This window comes from Kitasatospora sp. HUAS MG31 (assembly GCF_040571325.1).
Taxonomy (GTDB): domain Bacteria; phylum Actinomycetota; class Actinomycetes; order Streptomycetales; family Streptomycetaceae; genus Kitasatospora; species Kitasatospora camelliae.
This window is the reverse complement of record NZ_CP159872.1, coordinates 1,160,759-1,178,531: the sequence shown is the minus strand read 5'-3', so window position 1 is coordinate 1,178,531 and position 17,773 is coordinate 1,160,759. Positions and strand designations below refer to the sequence as shown.

Genomic DNA, 17,773 nt, shown 5'->3' with positions numbered 1-17,773 from the left:
GTCCCCGCCGCCCGTGCGAGGTGAACCACCGTGGGCAGTACCGGAAGCATCGACTCCCCCCAGCCTCCCCAGCGACCCCAGCCCGCTCCGCCTCCCCAGCGCCCGGCGCCGCCGACCCCGCCCGGCCCCGACCGCACCCTCCGCGTCCGGGACGGACCTCCGCCGGAGCCGGCCGCCCGCCGGGCCCACCGCACCGCGGCCACCCGGCCCCCGGACGGCACCCTGGTCACCGGCATGGCGGTGGACCTCGACGCCGGCCGGGTCGCCCTGTTCTCGCCGGAGGTCCCGCCGATCCGCGGCGACATCGACACCGACCTCGCCCCCGGAGGGTACACACTGCGGCTCGACCGGGACCGCCGGCAGTGGGTGTTCGGCCGCGGCCAGGTCAGGACCGGCCTGCGGTTCCGCCTCGAACTGGACACCCCCGCCGACCCGTTCGCCCTGCGCTTCCCCGAGGAGCCGTTCCCGCTCACCGCCCACCACGGCCCGGTGGAGGAGTTCGAGGACCCGTACCTGGACTTCGACCCGACCCGGCAGATCACCGACGTGACACTGTCCCCGGTCGGGATCGTCCACCTGTTCCGGCAGTTCTTCTTCGAGCTGGACACCTTCCTCGGCACCCCGGTCGGGCACGTCTGGCTCAGCCCGGGCTCCTCGGTGGAGCTGGTCGAGGTGAGCACCCGCCGCACCCTGGTCGAGAAGACCATCGAGACGGCTCTGGAGACCACTGCGAAGAGCGAGCGCTCCTCCACCGAGGAGGACGAGATCAGCGACGCCGTCAAGCAGGACAACCGCGAGGACATGAAGCTCGGCTTCTCCAGTACGGTGAACCAGAGTTGGGGGACGGGCAACGCCACCGCCACCGGCAGCCTCAACCTCGACAAGACCCAGCAGTCGGCCCGGGAGCAGGGCCACAAGCGGATGCGGCAGCAGAGCGAGAAGCTGTCCACCGAGATCCGGCAGAACTTCCGCTCCACCTTCAAGACGGTCACCGAGACGGTGGACTCCTCCAGCAAGCGCTACGTCCTCGCCAACACCACGCCCAAGCTGCTCAACTACGAGCTGCGCCGGAAGATGCGGCAGGTCGGCGTGCAGATCCAGGACATCGGCACCTACCTGTGCTGGGAGACCTTCGTCGACGACCCGGGCAAGGACCTGGCCCTGCCGCACCTGATCCACATCGCCAAGCCCGCCGACCTGGTCCTGGTGCCGAACCCGAAGCTGACGCCCATGCCGCCGAGGACGGTCACCGTCGGCTTCAGCGGCGAGGCGGTGTGGAACTTCCCCGACGACTCCCGGCAGAACCAGTCCCGGCACCCGGAGACCGGCTACCGCTTCGTGCCCCTGGCCACCCTGGACATCCCCGGCGTCCCCGCCGGCTACGAGGTGGCGTACGACCCGCGCGACCCGTACATCGCCGTGGAGAAGAGCGTGGTGGCGGCCCAGGACGACGAGTCCTGGTCGGCGGCCAACTGGGGCTTCGCCGGCATGATCACCCCGGACGCCAAGCGGGTCACGGTCGGGGTGACCACCGCCCCGGGCGGCCTGGCCTGGGACGACCGGATCACCTTCAAGGTCAGCGGCGCGATCACCTGCCGGCTGCTGCCGGCCACGGCGGACGGGATCACCGCCGCCAACGACGCGCTGATCGCCGCCAAGCTGGCGGCCGACGAGGAGAACAAGCGCAAGCTGGAGAAGGCCTACCTGGACGCCGTGGCCGAACGGGTCACCCTGGCCAGCAAGGTGGAGCGCCGGAAGTTCGAGCACCTGCGGGAGGAGGAGCGCACCATCGTGCACCGGAGCCTGATCCGTTCCCTGATGACCGAGCGGCTCTACACCGGCACCCCCGACAACCCCACCGGCCACCGCACCCGGCACGTGCTCTCCGAGCTGATCAACTCGATCTTCGACATCGACCGGATGCTCTACTTCGTCGCCCCGGAGTGGTGGAAGCCCCGGCGCCCGGCCGCGCTGGCCCTCGGCGGGCAGGCCGTCCCCGAGTCGGTGGACGGCACCACCGTCGAGTGGGCCGACGACCGCGCGCACGGCCGCTACTACATCACCGACTCCTCCCAGCCGGCCGCGCTCGGCAGCTCGCTGGGCTGGCTGCTGCAGCTCGACGGCGACGAGATGCGCAACGCCTTCCTCAACGCGCCCTGGGTGAAGGCCGTCCTGCCGATCCGCCCGGGCAAGGAGGAGGCCGCGGTCAACTGGCTCCGCCACGTCGGCGTGGAGGGCACCGACGGCCTGGACGCGGCCTACGCCGCCCCGCCCCAGGAGCTGGCCGCCGTCCGCACCCGGCTGCTGCGGCGCGACCCGCACGACCCGGTCGGCCGGCACCCGGAGGTCACCATCGAGGACGCCGTCCGCGACCTGTGCCACACGGTCGCCGACAAGCACACCGCCGCCGGCGTGACCGGCCGCTACCCGCAGGAGGAGCCGGACGAGGACGACCGGGTCTCGGCCACCCCGGTGGAACGGGTCTTCGAGCACGGGTTCTACCCGATCGAGGGCGGCTTCAGGGCCCGGACGGAGGGCGACTTCGAGGTCTGCAGCCAGTGGGTGGAGGTGCTCCCCACCGACCAGGTCGTCCCGGTGGAGGTGGCCTACGACCCCAGGACCGGGCGCCAGCTCTGAGCGGCGCGGGGTCCGTGCGGCGGCCCACGCCGAGGCCCGCGCCGGCGCCCGTGCGGCGTCCCGGCCGGTCCGCCGGACCCCGCTGCGCACGTGTGTGCGACGTATACTTTTGCCGTCCGGCTGCGGGGGAGCCCACACCCACGGATGCAGAGCTGTGAACATGGGTGGAACCATCGACCCGGCCCCCCGGGACCGGAAAGCGGCCCTCCGCGAGGCGCTCGAAACCGTCCGGGTCGGCGCCTGGAACTGGAACATCCGCACCGGTGACATCGTCTGGGACGAGGAGATGACCCTCGTCCTCGGACTCGCGCCCGGCTACTTCGACGGGCGGATCGAGACCTGGCGTGCCCTGGTCCACCCCGAGGACCTGCCGGCCGTGGTCACCAAGGCGGAGCAGGCGCTGAGCCGCGGCGGCGAGTACAGCGTCCGGCACCGGGTGCTCCGTCCCGACGGCGCGGTGGTGTGGGTGGAGGCCCGCGGCCGGATCGTCGACGGTCCGGACGGCCGCCCGGACCGGATGGTGGGCCGGCTGTGGGAGACCACCGAGACACGGGCCGCGATGGACTCGGTCGGCCGGGCCCTCCAGCACATGAGCGACGGCTTCCTCGCGGTCGACTCCGATGGACGGATCCTCTACGCCAACGCACGGGCGCAGCGGCTGCTCGGCCCGTCCGAGGGACTGGCCGGCCGGGTGCTGTGGGAGGTGCCCGCGGTCCGCGCGCCCGGCCTGGAGGCGCGCTGCCGCGACGCGGCCGCCGACCAGGTCGCCCAGGGCCTCGACCTCACCTCCCCGGCCGACCGCCGCTGCTACCACCTGCGGATCATCCCGGTGCCCGACGGACTGACCGTCTACCTGCGGGACGTCACCGAGCAGCGCGCGCGCGAGGCCCGGCGCGCCACCGAGGAGCGGGCCGCGGCCGAGCGCACCGCCCGGATCGGCGGGCTGACCAGGGCCCTCGCCGAGGCGCTCACCGTGCAGGACGTGGTCAACGCCGTCGCCCAGCGGCTGCTGCCGCTGTTCGGCGCCACCGGACTGATCGTGGAGGCCGTCGGGCCCGGCGGGGAGAGCACGGTGGAGGCGGTCGGCTACCCCCGCTCGTACGTCGACCGGCTCCCCGACCGGCCGGAGAACAACCCGCACGACCAGGTGCTGCGCGAGCGCGTCCCGCAGTTCGTCGAGTCGCCCGCCGAGCTGGAGGCCCGCTACCCCGGGGTGGGCGCCTTCGCCGCCCTGGGCGGCAAGAGCGCCTGGGCGTTCCTGCCGCTGCTGGTCTCCTCCGGCCGTGTGGTGGGCGGCTGCGTGGTCTCCTTCGACCGCCCGCGCCACCTGGACGGCGCCGAGCGCGGCCTGCTGATCGCCCTCAGCGGCCTGGTCGCGCAGACGCTGGAACGCGCCCGCCTGTACGACGCCGAGCACCACCGCGCCCAGCAGTTGCAGCGCGGCCTGCTGCCCCGGGCCCTGCCGCTGCTGCCCGCCGTCACCGCCGCCGCCCGGTACGTCCCGGCCAGCGGCAGCATGCTGGGCGGCGACTGGTACGACGTGATCCCGCTGTCCGGCGACCGGGTCGCGCTGATCATCGGCGACGTGATGGGCCACGGCCTGTCGGAGGCCGCCACCATGGGACGGCTGCGGACCGCCGTGCACACCCTGGCCGGCCTGGAACTGCCCCCCGACGAGCTGTTCTCCCACCTCAACGACCTGGTCAGCGACCTCGGGGACGACTTCTACGCCGGCTGCCTCTACGCCCTCTACGACCCGGCGACCGGGAGCTGCGTCCTCGCCCGCGCCGGGCACGCACCGCCCGCCCTGGTCACCCCCGACGGCACGGTCACCCTGCTCGACCTGCCCGCCAACCCGCCGCTGGGCGCGGCCACACCGCCGTTCGAGACCACCGAGACGGTGCTGCCCGCCGGCAGCCTGCTGGTCCTCTACACCGACGGGTTCGTGGAGTCCGCCCGGCGCGACCTCGACGCCGGTGTGCAGCAGCTGGCCGAGGCACTGACGGCGGCGGTGTCGTCGGCCGGTACCCGCGATGGCCTGAAGGAGCCCGGGCAGGACGAGGAGGCCGAGCGGCTGGACGCCCTCTGCGCCACGCTCACCGCCGCCCTGCTGCCGGAGGGCGAGCAGACCGCCGACGACGCGGCCGTGCTGATCGCCAGGATCCATGCCCTGCCCGCCGACTCGGTGGCCGCCTGGACGCTCCCCGAGGGCCCGGTCGCGGCCGGCCGGGCCCGCGCCCACGTCCGCCGCCGGCTGGCCGAGTGGCAGCTGGACGAGCTCTCCGTGACCACCGAGCTGCTGGTCAGCGAGCTGGTGGGCAACGTGGTGCGGCACGCCAATGGGCCGGCCCGGCTGCGCCTGGTCCGCAGCCGCACGCTGATCTGCGAGGTGGCGGACGGGAGCCTCACCACGCCCCGGATCCGCCGCGCCGAGGACACCGACGAGGGCGGGCGCGGCCTCCAGCTGATCGCGGCGCTCAGCCAGCGCTGGGGCGTCCGGTACACCGCGGACGGCAAGTGCATCTGGACCGAGCAGCCGCTGCCCGAGCCGTCCGGGACCTGACGCCGGGGCCGGTGAGCGCCCGGTTGGGGCTCTCCGACGGTTGTTCGGGCGGCCGTTGTGGCGGGGCGGGGGACACGGGGGGTGCCGGTCACCGTACGATCGGTCAATGTCTGACATGACGGAAACCACGCCCGGCTGGCTCGCTCCCGAGGAGCTGGAGACCACGCGCGCCCGGATGCCGATCCTCTACGTCGAGGCCGTCCCGGTGCGGGTCGACGACACCGGGGAGGTCACCCAGGTCGGGCTGCTGCTGCGGATCGGGCCGGAGGGGACGGTCAGCCGGACGCTGGTCTCCGGCCGGGTGCTGCACCACGAGCGGATCCGCGACGCGCTGCTGCGGCACCTGGAGAAGGACCTCGGCCCGGTGGCGCTGCCCCGGATCCCGGCCTCGCTGCAGCCGTTCACCGTCGCCGAGTACTTCCCGACCCTGGGCGTCACCGAGTTCCACGACCCGCGACAGCACGCGGTGTCCCTGGCGTACGTCGTCCCGGTGGCCGGGGACTGCCGGCCACGGCAGGACGCCCTCGACCTGGTCTGGTTCAGCCCCCAGGAGGCGGCCTCGCCGCTGGTGCTCCAGGAGATGCCCGGCGGGCAGGGGGCGCTGCTCAAGCGGGCCCTCGCCCACGTCGGCTGTCTCACCTGAGGCGGCGGACGGTCCTGGCTGCCCCGACTCCGTTCGCTCAGGGGACGCTCAGATCCGGATAACGATCGGATCAAGAGGTTGGGGCGGAATTCACCCTTGATGTCCGATTTCATGCTGTTCTTCCGGTGGTCCGCGCCACATTCCCCGGGCCGGATCGCCCCGCCGCCTGTGATAGACCTGCACGACCGCTGCCGGACGCCACCCTTGTCCGGGCAGTGCGCTGGGCCGGCGGACCGCCGGCACGCAACTCCATCCACATCCGGGGGGATCGTGATCCGCTCCGCGGCCGTCGGGCCCGCGGAGCGCGCATGGAGAAGGGCGCAACACTCATGACCTCTCGGCAGGTCGACCAGCACAACGGCGGCACCACGGCCGCCCCGGGCACCGCTCCCGTCGCCACCACCGCCACCGGCCCCGCCGGTGGGGAGGGCTACGAGCGGGGCCTCAACAGCCGCCAGGTCCAGATGATCGCCATCGGCGGCGCGATCGGCGTGGGTCTCTTCCTGGGCGCGGGCGCCAACATCGCGAAGGCCGGGCCCAGCCTGATCCTGATGTACGCCCTGGCCGGCGTGATCGTCTTCTTCATCATGCGAGCCCTCGGCGAACTCCTGCTCTACCGCCCGGTCTCGGGCTCCTTCGCCGAGTACTCCCGCGAGTTCCTCGGCCCGTTCTTCGGGTTCGTCACCGGCTGGACGTACTGGCTGATGTGGGTGGTCACCGGCATGGCCGAGCTGACCGCCGCGGCGATCTACGTGCACTTCTGGTTCCCCGACATCCCGCAGTGGGTCACCGCGCTGGCCTTCCTGGTCGTCCTGTACGTGGCCAACCTGATCTCGGTGAAGCTGTTCGGCGAGATCGAGTTCTGGTTCTCGATGGTCAAGGTCACCGCGCTGGTGGGCATGATCGTGATCGGCCTCGGCGTGGTCACCTTCGGCTTCAGCCAGGCCGGCGACACCGCCGCGGTCTCCAACCTGTGGGCCTTCGACGGCATCTTCCCCAAGGGCATCGGCTCCAGCCTGATGACCCTCCAGGGCGTGATGTTCGCCTACCTCGCCGTCGAGCTGGTCGGCGTCACCGCCGGCGAGTCCGAGAACCCCGAGAAGACCCTGCCGAAGGCGATCAACACCCTGCCCTTCCGCATCATCGTCTTCTACGTCGGCGCCCTCAGCGTGATCCTGATGGTCGTCAAGTGGACCGAGTTCCAGCCCGGCGTCAGCCCGTTCGTGGCCGCGTTCTCCAAGATCGGCATCCCGTTCGCCGCCGCGATCGTGAACTTCGTGGTGCTGACCGCCGCGCTGTCCTCCTGCAACTCCGGCATGTACTCCACCGGCCGGATGCTCCGCGACCTGGCCGGCAACGGCGAGGCCCCCTCGGTCCTCGGCCGCCTCAGCGCCAGCAAGACCCCGGCCCTGGGCATCACCCTCTCCGCCGTCCTGATGGGCATCGGCGTGGTGCTCAACTACGTGGTCCCGGAGAAGGCCTTCGGCTACGTCACCTCGGTCGCCACCGCGGCCGGCATCTGGACCTGGCTGATGATCCTCGCCAGCCACATCCGCTACCGCCGCGCGGTGACCGCCGGCCGCCTCCCCGCCTCCTCCTTCCCCGCCCCCGGCGGTACGGTGTGCAGCTGGATCGCGGTGGCCTTCCTGCTGATGGTCACGGTGTTCATCGCCCTCGACCCGGACGGCCGGATCTCCCTGTACGTCGGCGCCGGCTGGGCCGTCTGCCTGGCCGTCGGCTGGGCGCTGCTGAAGCGCCGGGACGCCACCACCCCGGCCGTCGCCGCCTCGGCCGGGAAGCCCGAGGAGCCCGAGCAGCAGCTCCAGGCCGCCGGCCGCTGAGGCCGCACCCGCCCCTGCAGCCGCCCCGCACCCGCCCGCGCGGCGGGACCCCGACGAGGCGCCGGTTCCGACCGGCGCCTCGTCGCCGTTCCCGCGGCACCCCCGACCGGACCGACGCCGCCCGGCCGACCCCGTCCGCACCACCGTTCGGATGCTGACGGACCGTCGTCCGCCGCCCCGACCCCCGTCGACCGAAGAGCGCAGCCCGACGCGCCCCACCCCGGGGAGCGGGCGAGGATGACCGGGAACCGGCCGCGCGGCCGCGCGGCGCCACCGGGTCAAGGGAGCTGAGGCACGTGACGATCGACCGACGGCGGTTTCTCGCCGCACTGGGCGCCGGCGGCGCGATGGCCCTGGCCGGCACGCGCAGCGCCGCCGCCTACCAGGGCACCGGCCGGCCCGGCGGCGCCCGGCCACGGCCCGCGGTCGACGCCTGGCCGGCCCGGACCCGCCGGGCGTCGGCCGTCATGCCCCCCGACTGGCGGGCGCTCAAGCGGCGGCTCGGCGACCGCCTGGTCCTGCCGACCGACCCCGACTACCCGACCGCCCGGCTCGGCTTCAACGAGCTGAACGACGATCAGCTGCCCGCCGCCGTCGCCCGCTGCGCCTCGCCCTCCGACGTCCAGGCCTGCCTGGAGGTTGCGCGCGGCCACGGCATCCCGATCGCCGCCCGCGGCGGCGGCCACAGCTACCTCGGCTACAGCATCCCGAATGCCGGCCTGGTGATCGACGTCCGCTCGATGGCCCGGGTGCACGTCCGCCCCGACGGCATCGCGACGGTCGGCGCCGGCGCCCGCCTCATCGAGGTGTACGCGGCGCTCGCCGCCGCCGGCCGGCTGCTCCCGGCCGGCTCCTGCCCGACCGTCGGCGTCAGCGGCCTCACCCTCGGCGGCGGGATCGGCGTGCTGACCCGCAAGTACGGACTGACCTGCGACCGGCTCGCCGCCGCGCAGGTGGTGACCGCCGACTCCTGCCTGCGGACGGCCTCCCCGGAGTCCGAGCCCGACCTCTACTGGGCGCTGCGCGGCGGTGGCGGCGGCAACTTCGGCGTGGTCACCCGGTTCGCGTTCCGCACCGAGCCCGCGCCCCTGATGACCACCATCTCGCTGCGCTTCCCCGCCGGCTCGGTGCCCGCGGTCATGGGCGCCTGGCAGGAGTGGGTGGCCGAGGCGCCGTTCGAACTGTGGGCCACCTGCCAGATCGCCGGCGGCACCCCGCCGAGCTGCCGGGTGGTCGGCTGCTACGTCGGCCCCGAGGAGACCGCGAACGCCCTGGTCGACCAGCTGATCGCGGCGGCCGGCACCCAGCCGACCACCCGCACCGTGCAGCTGAAGACCTACCTGGACGCCATGAAGTACATGGGCGGCTGCGCCAACGACACCATCGAGCAGTGCCACCCCACCTGGGAGGGCGGGGTCCTCGGGCGCGCCGCCTTCGTGGCGGCCTCGCGGGTGCTCGGCCCCGACCCGCTGGACTCCGGCGCGGTCACCGAGCTGATGACCGGCCGCACCGGCATCGACCTGCTGCTGGACTCGCTGGGCGGCGCGGTCTCCGAACTCGCCCCCGACGCCACCGCCTTCCCGCACCGCTCCTCGCTGGCCAGCGCCCAGGTGTACGCGGGCGCCACCCCCGCCGACCAGGAGCAGATCACCACCTCGGTGGACGAGGTCCGCGACGGGCTGGCCCGGCTGGGCGCCACGGGCGCGTACGTGAACTACATCGACGCCACGCTGCCCGACTGGGGCACCGCGTACTACGGGGCGAACCTGCCCCGGCTGAAGGAGGTGGCACACTGCTACGACCCGGACGGGGTGTTCGCCTTCCCGCAGTCCGTGGTCTTCGGCTGAGGCCGGGGCCCGGTCTGGGACTGGGCCGGGGCGGGGCCGGGGCGGGCCGGGGTTCGTTGCGGAAGGAGTCGAGGAGCCGATGACGCGAGGTGGGGCGGTCGCCCCCGAGGAGCGGTACGGGCGACTGGTCGAGCGGTTCGCGGACCTGCCGGGCGTGGCCGTGCCCGGGGACGCGCCGGATCGGGAGGGCCGGTTCGGCGCGGCCGCGCTCAAGGTCGGCGGCAAGATCTTCGCGATGCTCGCGCAGGGCCGGCTGGTGGTGAAGCTGCCCCGGACCCGGGTGGACGCCCTGGTGGACGCCGGCGAGGGCGTGCGCTTCGACCCGGGACACGGCCGGCTGATGCGGGAGTGGCTCAGCCTCGATCCCGACTCGGACCTCGACTGGGACGAACTGGCCCAGGAGGCACTGGAGTTCGTCGGCCCCCGCCGCTGAGCGGGGACCGGCCGGACCCCCGGACGGAGGCGTCCGTTCGGGGGTCTCGCCGTGTCCGACGGCCGTCCTGTCGGTAGGCGAACCGCTCCGAAGGGGACGCCGTCCTCGCCCTGGGCCTGATCAACCTGGACTCGTCGCCGAGGCGCGTGTCGTCGCCACGACCGTCGTCGCCTTCCAGGGCGGGTAAGGCTCCGTCGGGTGGGGGGTGAAAACCGGACGAATGCTCCGTTCGGGTGAGCGGGAGGTTGCGCGGGGGCTTCACATGGGCAAAGCCCGGACCATGACGAATCCTTCGAACGATCGCGGGCGGCGGCGCCGTCCGGCTCGTGGTGCGGCGGTCGCCGTTCCGGTGGCGCACGGGGTCTCGCGGCTGGCGGCGGCGGGGAGTCGGAACTCCGCCAGGCCGTACGCGCGGTGCTGCCGGACGTGGAGCAGCGAACACCGGTCGCTGGGCGGGGCGGTGGTCCGGACGACCTGGCACGAGCCGGCCTGCCAGGCGAGGAGCCCCAGACCCGCGTCCGGGGCGGACCGGTCGCAGGGATTCCGATGAAAACGTGTGTGGTATGACGTGACCTGACGGTAGGTGTCCACCCGGGTGGACGGTTCCAGAGCGCCACCATCCACTGGAGCCCCGACCGCGGCACCCGGACCACCGACTGGCGGTCCGTCAGTACACGTCGCGGACGTAGCGCTTGTCCGTGGCCAGCCGCCGGACGTAGGCCGCGGCCTCGTCGCCGTCCAGGTGTCCGTGGGCGGCGGCGATGTCGTGCAGCGCCCGGTCCACGTCCTTGGCCATCCGGCCGGCGTCCCCGCAGACGTAGACGTGGGCGCCGTCCTGGAGCCACTGCCACAGCCGGGCGCCGTTCTCCCGCATCCGGTCCTGGACGTAGACCTTGTTGCGCTGGTCGCGGGAGAACGCCACGTCCAGCCGGGCGAGGTGGCCGGAGGCCAGGTGGGCCTCCAGGTCCTCGCGGTAGTAGAAGTCGGTGGCCTCGCGCTGCTCGCCGAAGAACAGCCAGTTGGCGCCGGTGTGCCCGCGGGCCTGCCGGTCCTCCAGGAAGCCGATGAAGGGGGCCACGCCGGTGCCCGGCCCGACCATGATCATCGGTGTGGCGGGGTCGGCCGGCGGACGGAAGTGCGGCGAGCGCTGGACGAACACCTGCACCGGGCCGTCGTCGGCGCAGTCGGCGAGGTACGTCGAGCAGACGCCCTTGCGGTCGCGGCCGAGGTCGTTGGTGTAGCGGACCACCGAGACGGTGAGCCGCACCTCGCCGGGGTGGGCCAGCGGGCTGGAGGAGATCGAGTACAGCCGGGGCTGGAGCCTTCTGAGCACGCCCGCCCACTCGGCGGCCGAGGCGAGGACCGGGTACTCGGCGACCAGGTCGGCCGCCTGGCGGCCCCAACTCCAGCGCGCCAGCTCGTCCTTGTTGTCGGGCCTGAGCAGCCGGCGCAGGTCGTGGCTGCCGGTGCGCTCGGCGACGAAGCGGAGCAGGTCGGTGGTGATCCGGGCGAGGTCGAGGCGGGTGCGCAGGGCCTCGCGCAGCGGTACCGGGGCCGGGTCGCCGAGGTCGACCGGCTCCTCGGGGTCCAGTCCGGTCAGGGCGAGCCACTCGGCGACCAGGCCGGCGCTGTTGGCGGGCCACACCCCGAGCGCGTCGCCGGCCTCGTAGGCGAGTTCGCCGTCGCGGGTGTCGAAGGAGAACTGGCGGACCTCCTTGGCGGAGCCGGGCAGGCTCAGCAGCCGGTTGCCGACCAGCAGGGTGGGGAAGGGCTTGGCCCTGGTGTGGCCGGAACCCGCCGCGGGGGCGGTCCGGGCCGCGGCCGGGACGGTCGTCGCGCGGGCGGGGGCCGGGTCCGCCCGGCGGTCCTGGGCGGGGGCCAGGGCGGCGACGACCCGGTCCAGCCACTGCGCGGCGGCCTCCTCGTAGTCGGGTTCGCAGTCGGTCCGCGGGATCAGCCGGGTCGCCCCGAGCGACTCGAAGCGCTCGTCGAGCCGGCGGCCGTGCCCGCAGAAGTCGTCGTAGTTCGAGTCGCCGAAGGCGAGCACGGCGTACCGGATCCCGTCGAGCCGGCCGGCCTCGGGACCGGACAGCGCCTGCCAGAACGCGGCGCCGTTGTCCGGGGCGTCGCCGTCGCCGAAGGTGCTGGTGACCACCAGCAGGTCGGCGTCGGCGGGGAGCGCGGCCATGGTGGCGTCGGCCATCGGCAGCAGCTCGGGGGTGCGGTCCGCGAGGCGGGCGGCGACGCCGGCCGCGAACTCCTCGGCGTTTCCGGTCTGCGAGGCCCACAGGACGACCAACCGCCGTACGGGGGTGGCCGCCTGGGTGGGTGCGTCGGCCGGTGCGGCGGTCCGGGCCGGCTGCAGGGCGGTGGCGGTAGTCGCGGCGGCGGGGGCCGCGGTCCGGGAGAACATCCCGGCGAGGACGCCGTCGACCCAGAGCGCGTGGGCGGGGTCGACGGGCGCCTCGGCGGGCAGCACCGGGACCCGTCCGTCGGGCGGGGTCAGCGCGAGCCCGGCGACGTAGCCGGAGAGGTAGCGGCGCTCCGGCTCGGTGAGCGGCGCCGGGGCGAGGTCGGCCACCCCGAACAGGGTGGCGAGGGCGTGCAGGGTGTCCTGGTCCGCCGCCCGGACGGGGGCCGTGACCTGCGGGGGAGTCATGGGCGCTCCTTGACGTGCGGCGGCGGAGGCCGCGGTGTCCTCGGGCCGGTCGCCGGGGCGGCCCGTGGGTACCGGCGCGGCCGTCCGGGTGAGGGTGACCGCGCAGGCCTTGAACTCGGGCTGGAAGGAGACCGGGTCGATGGCGTCGTTGGTGACGGCGTTGACGCTGAGGTACTCGCCGAAGAGGTCGTTCCAGTGGAACGGCGCGAAGCAGGTGCCGGGCCGGACCCGGTCGGTGACGACGGCCGGCAGCACGGCCCGGCCGCGCCGGGAGGCCACCTCCACCGGGTCGCCCTCCGCGATCCCGAGCGGGCCGGCGTCCTCGGGGTGGATCTCCACGAACGGGCCGGGGTTGAGCCTGACCAGCTTGGCCACCTTGCCGGTCTTGGTCATGGTGTGCCACTGGTGCTGCAGCCGACCGGTGTTGAGGACGAACGGGTAGTCGTCGTCGGGGAGTTCGGCCGGGGGCAGGTGCGGCCGGGCGTGGAACCGGGCGCGTCCGCTCGGGGTCGGGAAGGCCAGCCGGGGGCGGCTGCCGTCCTCGCGCACCAGGAGGGTCTGGCTGACGCCGTCGTTGAGGTAGCGGATCGGGTGGCGGTCCTCGGTGTCGCCGGGCGGCGCCGGCCACTGGACGGGGGTGCGGCGCAGCCGGGCGTAGTCGACGCCGCGCAGGTCCCAGCCGGTGGCGGGGTTCCAGGCCCGCTTGAGCTCCTCGAAGACCTCCTCGGCGCAGGAGTAGGTGAACGCCTCGGCGAAGCCCATGGCGCAGGCCACCTCGGCGATCAGCCGCCAGTCGGGCAGGGCCTGCCCGGGCGGGTCGACCACCCCCTGGACCAGGGTGAGGTTCCGCTCGGAGTTCACCATGACGCCGTCGGACTCCGCCCAGAGCGTCGCCGGCAGCACCACGTCCGCGTAGGCGTTGGTCTCGGTCTCGGCGAACACGTCCTGGGTGATGACGAGTTCGGCGGCCTCCAGGCCGGCGATGACGGTCCGCCGGTTGGCCACCGAGGCGACCGGGTTGGTGCAGATGATCCAGCAGGCCTTGATCTCGCCGGCGGCCATCTGCTCGAACATCTCCACCGTGCCGCGGCCCACCTCGGTGCGCAGCGAGCCCTCGGGGATGCCCCACAGGTCCTCGACGAAGGCGCGCTCGGCGTCCACCAGCACCGACCGCTGGCCGGGCAGGCCGGGGCCCATGTAGCCCATCTCGCGGCCGCCCATGGCGTTGGGCTGGCCGGTGAGCGAGAGCGGACCGGCGCCGGGGCGGCAGATGGCGCCGGTGGCGAGGTGCAGGTTGACCAGGGCGTTGGTGTTCCAGGTGCCGTGCGTGGACTGGTTGAGGCCCATGGTCCAGCAGCTGGTCCAGGCGGCCGCCTCGCCGATCCACCGGGCGGCCTGCCGGATGTCCTCCTCGGCGAGGCCGGTGATCTCCGCGACCCGGTGCGGCGGGTAGTCGGCGAGGAGGCCGGGCATCTCCTCCCAGCCCTCGGTGAACTCGGCGATGAACTCCGGGTCGGTGTGGCCGGCCTCCACCAGCAGGTGGAGCAGGCCGTTGAGCAGGGCCAGGTCGGTACCGGGCCGGATCTGCAGGAAGAGGTCGGCCTTGTCGGCGGTGGCGTTGCGGCGCGGGTCGACGACGATCAGCCTGGCGCCGGCCTTGACCCGGTCCATCATGCGCAGGAAGAGGATCGGGTGGCAGTCGGCCATGTTGGCGCCGATCACCAGGAACGCGTCCGCCCGGTCGAGGTCCCGGTAGGAGCCGGGCGGGCCGTCCGCGCCCAGGGAGAGCTTGTAGCCGGAGCCGGCGGAGGCCATGCAGAGGCGGGAGTTCGACTCGATCCGGCTGGTCCGGACGAAGCCCTTGGCGAGCTTGTTCGCCAGGTACTGGGCCTCCAGGGACATCTGGCCGGACACGTAGAAGGCGAGGGCGTCCGGGCCGTACTCGTCCAGGATGGCCCGCAGCCGGCCGGCGACCGCGGCCACCGCCCGGTCCACGTCGGTCGCGACCGGCTCGGCGTCCCGCTCGGACCGGATCAGGGCCCGCTCCAGGCGTCCGGGAGCGGCCATCAGGTCGGCGCTGGTCGCGCCCTTGGTGCAGAGCCGGCCGGCGTTGGCGGGGTGGTCCTTGTCGCCGACCGCCTTCACGACCTTGCGGCGGCCGTCGGAAGGGTCCCGGGCCACCTGCAGCACGATTCCGCAGCCGACCCCGCAGTACGAGCAGGCCGTGCGGCTGCCGCCGTCCGTCGAGCCAGCCGCCACCGATCCTCCACACCGCCGCGCGAACCGTTCCGGGCCGTCCCCGCGGTTCCCGCGGCGGGCGGCGCCTCCACCGGCACCGTAGAAAGATCGAATTTCCGGTCCGTCACGCCGTACGAAGCCCGGGGTTACGCCCCCCGCACACGGACGGGCGGCGGGGTGTGAGGCGGGCTGTGCGGCGGGCGCACCCCGCGGTGCCGCGGCCCGTGGTCACGGCGGCCCGGGGAGTGGACGTCCCGCTCACCGGCGTGGACGAGCTGACGCTCAAGGTCCTCGACGGCGGTGACGGCAGCGCCTACGACCACGCGGACCGGGTGGCGCCCGAGCTGACCTGCGCCTGACCCGGTCGGCGGGTCGGACCCCGGCGGGGACGAACGTGCGGGCGACGGCCGGTCGGGCGTTCCCCGCTGCGACGGCTCCGTTGCGCCACTCCGGTGCGGTGGAGGGGCCGTTCCGGCCGGGGAGGCGTGGTCACTCCGGCGGAGCATTTGACGGGCCGGGCGGAGGCTGCCATACAGGGAGCCGATGCTGTGGAAACTCGTCGGAACGTGTTCGATACCGTGCGATTCGGGCTGCCGGTCCGGACATGCGGCCCGCCGTCAGCGGCGGCCCGCATCCGCCGGCACGCCCGTCCCGCGTTCCGTGCCGCCGCCATCCCGCCGCCGCCGGCGGAGCCCAGAGCATCGTTCGAGGTATCCATGGTCCGCATTCCCCCCGTGTCGTCGGGTGCCGTCGCGCTGATCGCCGCGATCGCGACCCTCGGAGCCTGCACCGCCCAGGCGCCGCAGGGCGCCGGGCCGGGCAGGTTCTCCCTCGCGTACATCCAGAAGCAGGGCGACCAGGCGTACTTCCAGGACGAGGCGGCCGGTGCGCGGGACCGCGCCGCGCGCCTCGGGGTCGAGCTGTCCGTGGTGGACGTCGGCACCGACGCGCAGGGCACCCTGGACGCCGTCCGGACGGCGGTCGCCCGCGGCGCGCGCGGGGTGGTGGTCGCCGTCCCGGACCCCGCGCTCGGGCCGCAACTGGTGCGGCTCGCCCGCGAGTCCGGGGTCGAACTGCTGGCCTCCGACGACCAGATCTGCGCCGACCTGCCCGACCCCGGCGTGTGCTCGCACCGGAAGCTGGTTCCCCGGGTCGGGTTCAGCGGGCAGCAGATGGGTGAGGCGGTCGGCGCCCGGGCGGCCCAGGAGTTCGCGAAGGCCGGCTGGAAGGCGGCGGACACCCGGATCGTCACCGCCGGCAGGAAGGACATCAGCGTCTGCCGGGAGCGGATCGACGCGGCCACGGCGGCGTTCCAACGGACGGCCCGGGTCCGCACGTTGAACGTGGGGACCGACAACACCGTGGACGGCGCCCGCAGCGCGGTGGCCGCCACCGCCGCCGCCGAGGCGGGCTCGCCCCGGCACTGGGTGGTGTGGGGCTGCAACGACGAGAACGTCCGGGGCGCGCTCACCGCGCTGCGCGGCAACAGGGTCGCGGCGGCCGACGTCATCGGGGTGGGCCTGGGCGGCTACCTCGCGTGCAAGGACTGGGGGAGTGCGGAGCCGTACGCCATGCGGGCCGCGCTCGCCATCCGCGGCCGGGAGGTCGGCGCCCTCGCCGTGCAGACCATGTACGAGAAGGTCAGGAACGGCACGCCCTTCCCGCAGGAGGCGCTCGCCCCCACGGTGATGGTCGACCCGTCGACCTGGCGGGCGGCGGGTGCGGAGTGCGGATGACGCCCCGGACCGGCCCGGCGGCCTGGTCCCGCTGATCCCGCGCTCCCCGCAGCCCGACAGCGCCCGCGCGTGGGAAACGGGAGGTCGACCCTTCCGCTTTCCTGACACCGCGCCGGACCACCGTTCCCTGCCGCCGGGACGGTCCTCGCATGCCGTTGATCAACTGCCTTCACCTGTGCGGTAGTTGGTCACAAGGTGGTCTCGGCTCAGCCTTCCTCGCAGAACGTCGCCCAGGGCGCCCTCCTGGTCGTCGCCGTGGTCATCCAGCAACGCCGCACCGGCGAACGCGCCGTCGGCCTCCCCGCCTGACCCCACCGAGGCCCCGGCCGGCCGCTCGTCGATCCGAGGCCGGGGACGGTCAGGACCGGCGGCCGGCCGCCTCGGCCAGGACCCGGGCGGTGCGGGCTCCCGCCCGCAGGGCGTGGTCGGCGGTGCCGGGCAGGCAGCGGTCGTGGGCGGGGGAGTACTCGGTCATGACGACGCCGGCGTGGTCGGTCGCGACCTCGGTGAGCGACACCGGTCGGCCGAGTGCCCCCAGCGCGGCGTGCAGTTCGCGGGACCGCTCGGCGTCCACCACCGGGTCGGCGGTGCCGTGCACCAGCCACACCGGGACGGGCGGCACCGGGCCGCCGTCGCGGCCGAGGACCTCCAGCGGGGCGCTGCCGGTGCTGGGCGCCGGGGTGCCGTACGCGCCGGCGACGCCCACCACGGCGTGCGGACGCCAGCCGTCGAACCCGTCCGGGTCGAGGCCGACGGCCACCGCGGCCTTGCCGCCCAGCGACCAGCCGGCGAGCGTGATCCGCCCCGGGTCCCCGCCGAGGTCGGCGGTGTTCCGGCGGGCGAACGCGGCGGACTCGGCCAGGTGCCTCCGCCCGCCGTCGGGCGCGTCGGGCCGCCAGTCCGGTACCAGGACGAGGACGCCCAGCGCGGCCGTGGCGCGGGCGATCGGCGCGAGGACGTCCCGCTCGTCCGGTCCCCGGCCGTGCCACAGCAGCACCGTGCCGACCGGCTCCGGCGCGCCCGCGGGCCGGTAGACGTCCATCACCTGGCCACCGGACCCGTACCCGATCCCCGTCGTGACGACGACCTCCTCGGCCACCGTGCCACCCCCCGTACTCGTCCCACCACGAACGACGTCACGCTACCAAGGCGACACGCCCGGCCACGCCCAGGGTG

At 74.2% G+C, this 17,773-nt stretch carries 10 protein-coding genes; 8 read left to right on the top strand and 2 right to left on the bottom strand.

From position 1 onward, the window contains the following. Window positions 1-30: 30 nt before the first annotated feature. The 6 genes from ABWK59_RS05655 to ABWK59_RS05630 all read left to right on the top strand — a co-directional run bounded on the left by ABWK59_RS05655 (window position 31) and on the right by ABWK59_RS05630 (window position 9,964). Window positions 31-2,637, top strand: coding sequence for a hypothetical protein (locus tag ABWK59_RS05655; RefSeq protein WP_354638343.1), 2,607 nt, complete (start codon window positions 31-33; stop codon window positions 2,635-2,637). Window positions 2,638-2,797: 160 nt separating this feature from the next. Continuing rightward, complete coding sequence (locus ABWK59_RS05650; protein WP_354638341.1) at window positions 2,798-5,200, top strand: SpoIIE family protein phosphatase; 2,403 nt, start codon at window positions 2,798-2,800, stop codon at window positions 5,198-5,200. Window positions 5,201-5,315: 115 nt separating this feature from the next. Then, a complete protein-coding gene (locus ABWK59_RS05645) occupies window positions 5,316-5,843 on the top strand; it encodes an NUDIX hydrolase family protein (RefSeq protein ID WP_354644839.1) in 528 nt (175 codons plus the stop codon). Window positions 5,844-6,172: 329 nt separating this feature from the next. Continuing rightward, complete coding sequence (locus tag ABWK59_RS05640; protein WP_354638339.1) at window positions 6,173-7,684, top strand: amino acid permease; 1,512 nt, start codon at window positions 6,173-6,175, stop codon at window positions 7,682-7,684. Window positions 7,685-7,980: 296 nt separating this feature from the next. Then, on the top strand, window positions 7,981-9,531 hold the full coding sequence (locus tag ABWK59_RS05635; RefSeq protein WP_354638337.1) for an FAD-binding oxidoreductase: 1,551 nt from the start codon (window positions 7,981-7,983) through the stop codon (window positions 9,529-9,531). Window positions 9,532-9,610: 79 nt separating this feature from the next. After that, complete coding sequence (locus ABWK59_RS05630; RefSeq protein WP_354638335.1) at window positions 9,611-9,964, top strand: hypothetical protein; 354 nt, start codon at window positions 9,611-9,613, stop codon at window positions 9,962-9,964. 667 nt (window positions 9,965-10,631) lie between these two features. Here the strand turns inward: ABWK59_RS05630 and ABWK59_RS05625 are convergent. After that, a complete protein-coding gene (locus ABWK59_RS05625; RefSeq protein ID WP_354638333.1) occupies window positions 10,632-14,882 on the bottom strand; it encodes a bifunctional nitrate reductase/sulfite reductase flavoprotein subunit alpha in 4,251 nt (1,416 codons plus the stop codon). A gap of 203 nt (window positions 14,883-15,085) precedes the next feature. Between ABWK59_RS05625 and ABWK59_RS05620 the strand changes: the two genes are divergently transcribed. Next, window positions 15,086-15,220: an NPCBM/NEW2 domain-containing protein gene (locus ABWK59_RS05620; RefSeq protein WP_354638331.1), complete on the top strand. Its 135-nt coding sequence runs from the start codon at window positions 15,086-15,088 to the stop codon at window positions 15,218-15,220. A gap of 375 nt (window positions 15,221-15,595) precedes the next feature. Continuing rightward, window positions 15,596-16,597, top strand: coding sequence for a substrate-binding domain-containing protein (locus tag ABWK59_RS05615; protein ID WP_354638330.1), 1,002 nt, complete (start codon window positions 15,596-15,598; stop codon window positions 16,595-16,597). Window positions 16,598-16,955: 358 nt separating this feature from the next. Here the strand turns inward: ABWK59_RS05615 and ABWK59_RS05610 are convergent, their stop codons facing one another. Next, window positions 16,956-17,696 (bottom strand): alpha/beta hydrolase, encoded by a 741-nt coding sequence (locus ABWK59_RS05610; RefSeq protein ID WP_354638328.1) that lies wholly within the window; start codon window positions 17,694-17,696, stop codon window positions 16,956-16,958. Between the last annotated feature and the right edge of the window lie 77 nt (window positions 17,697-17,773).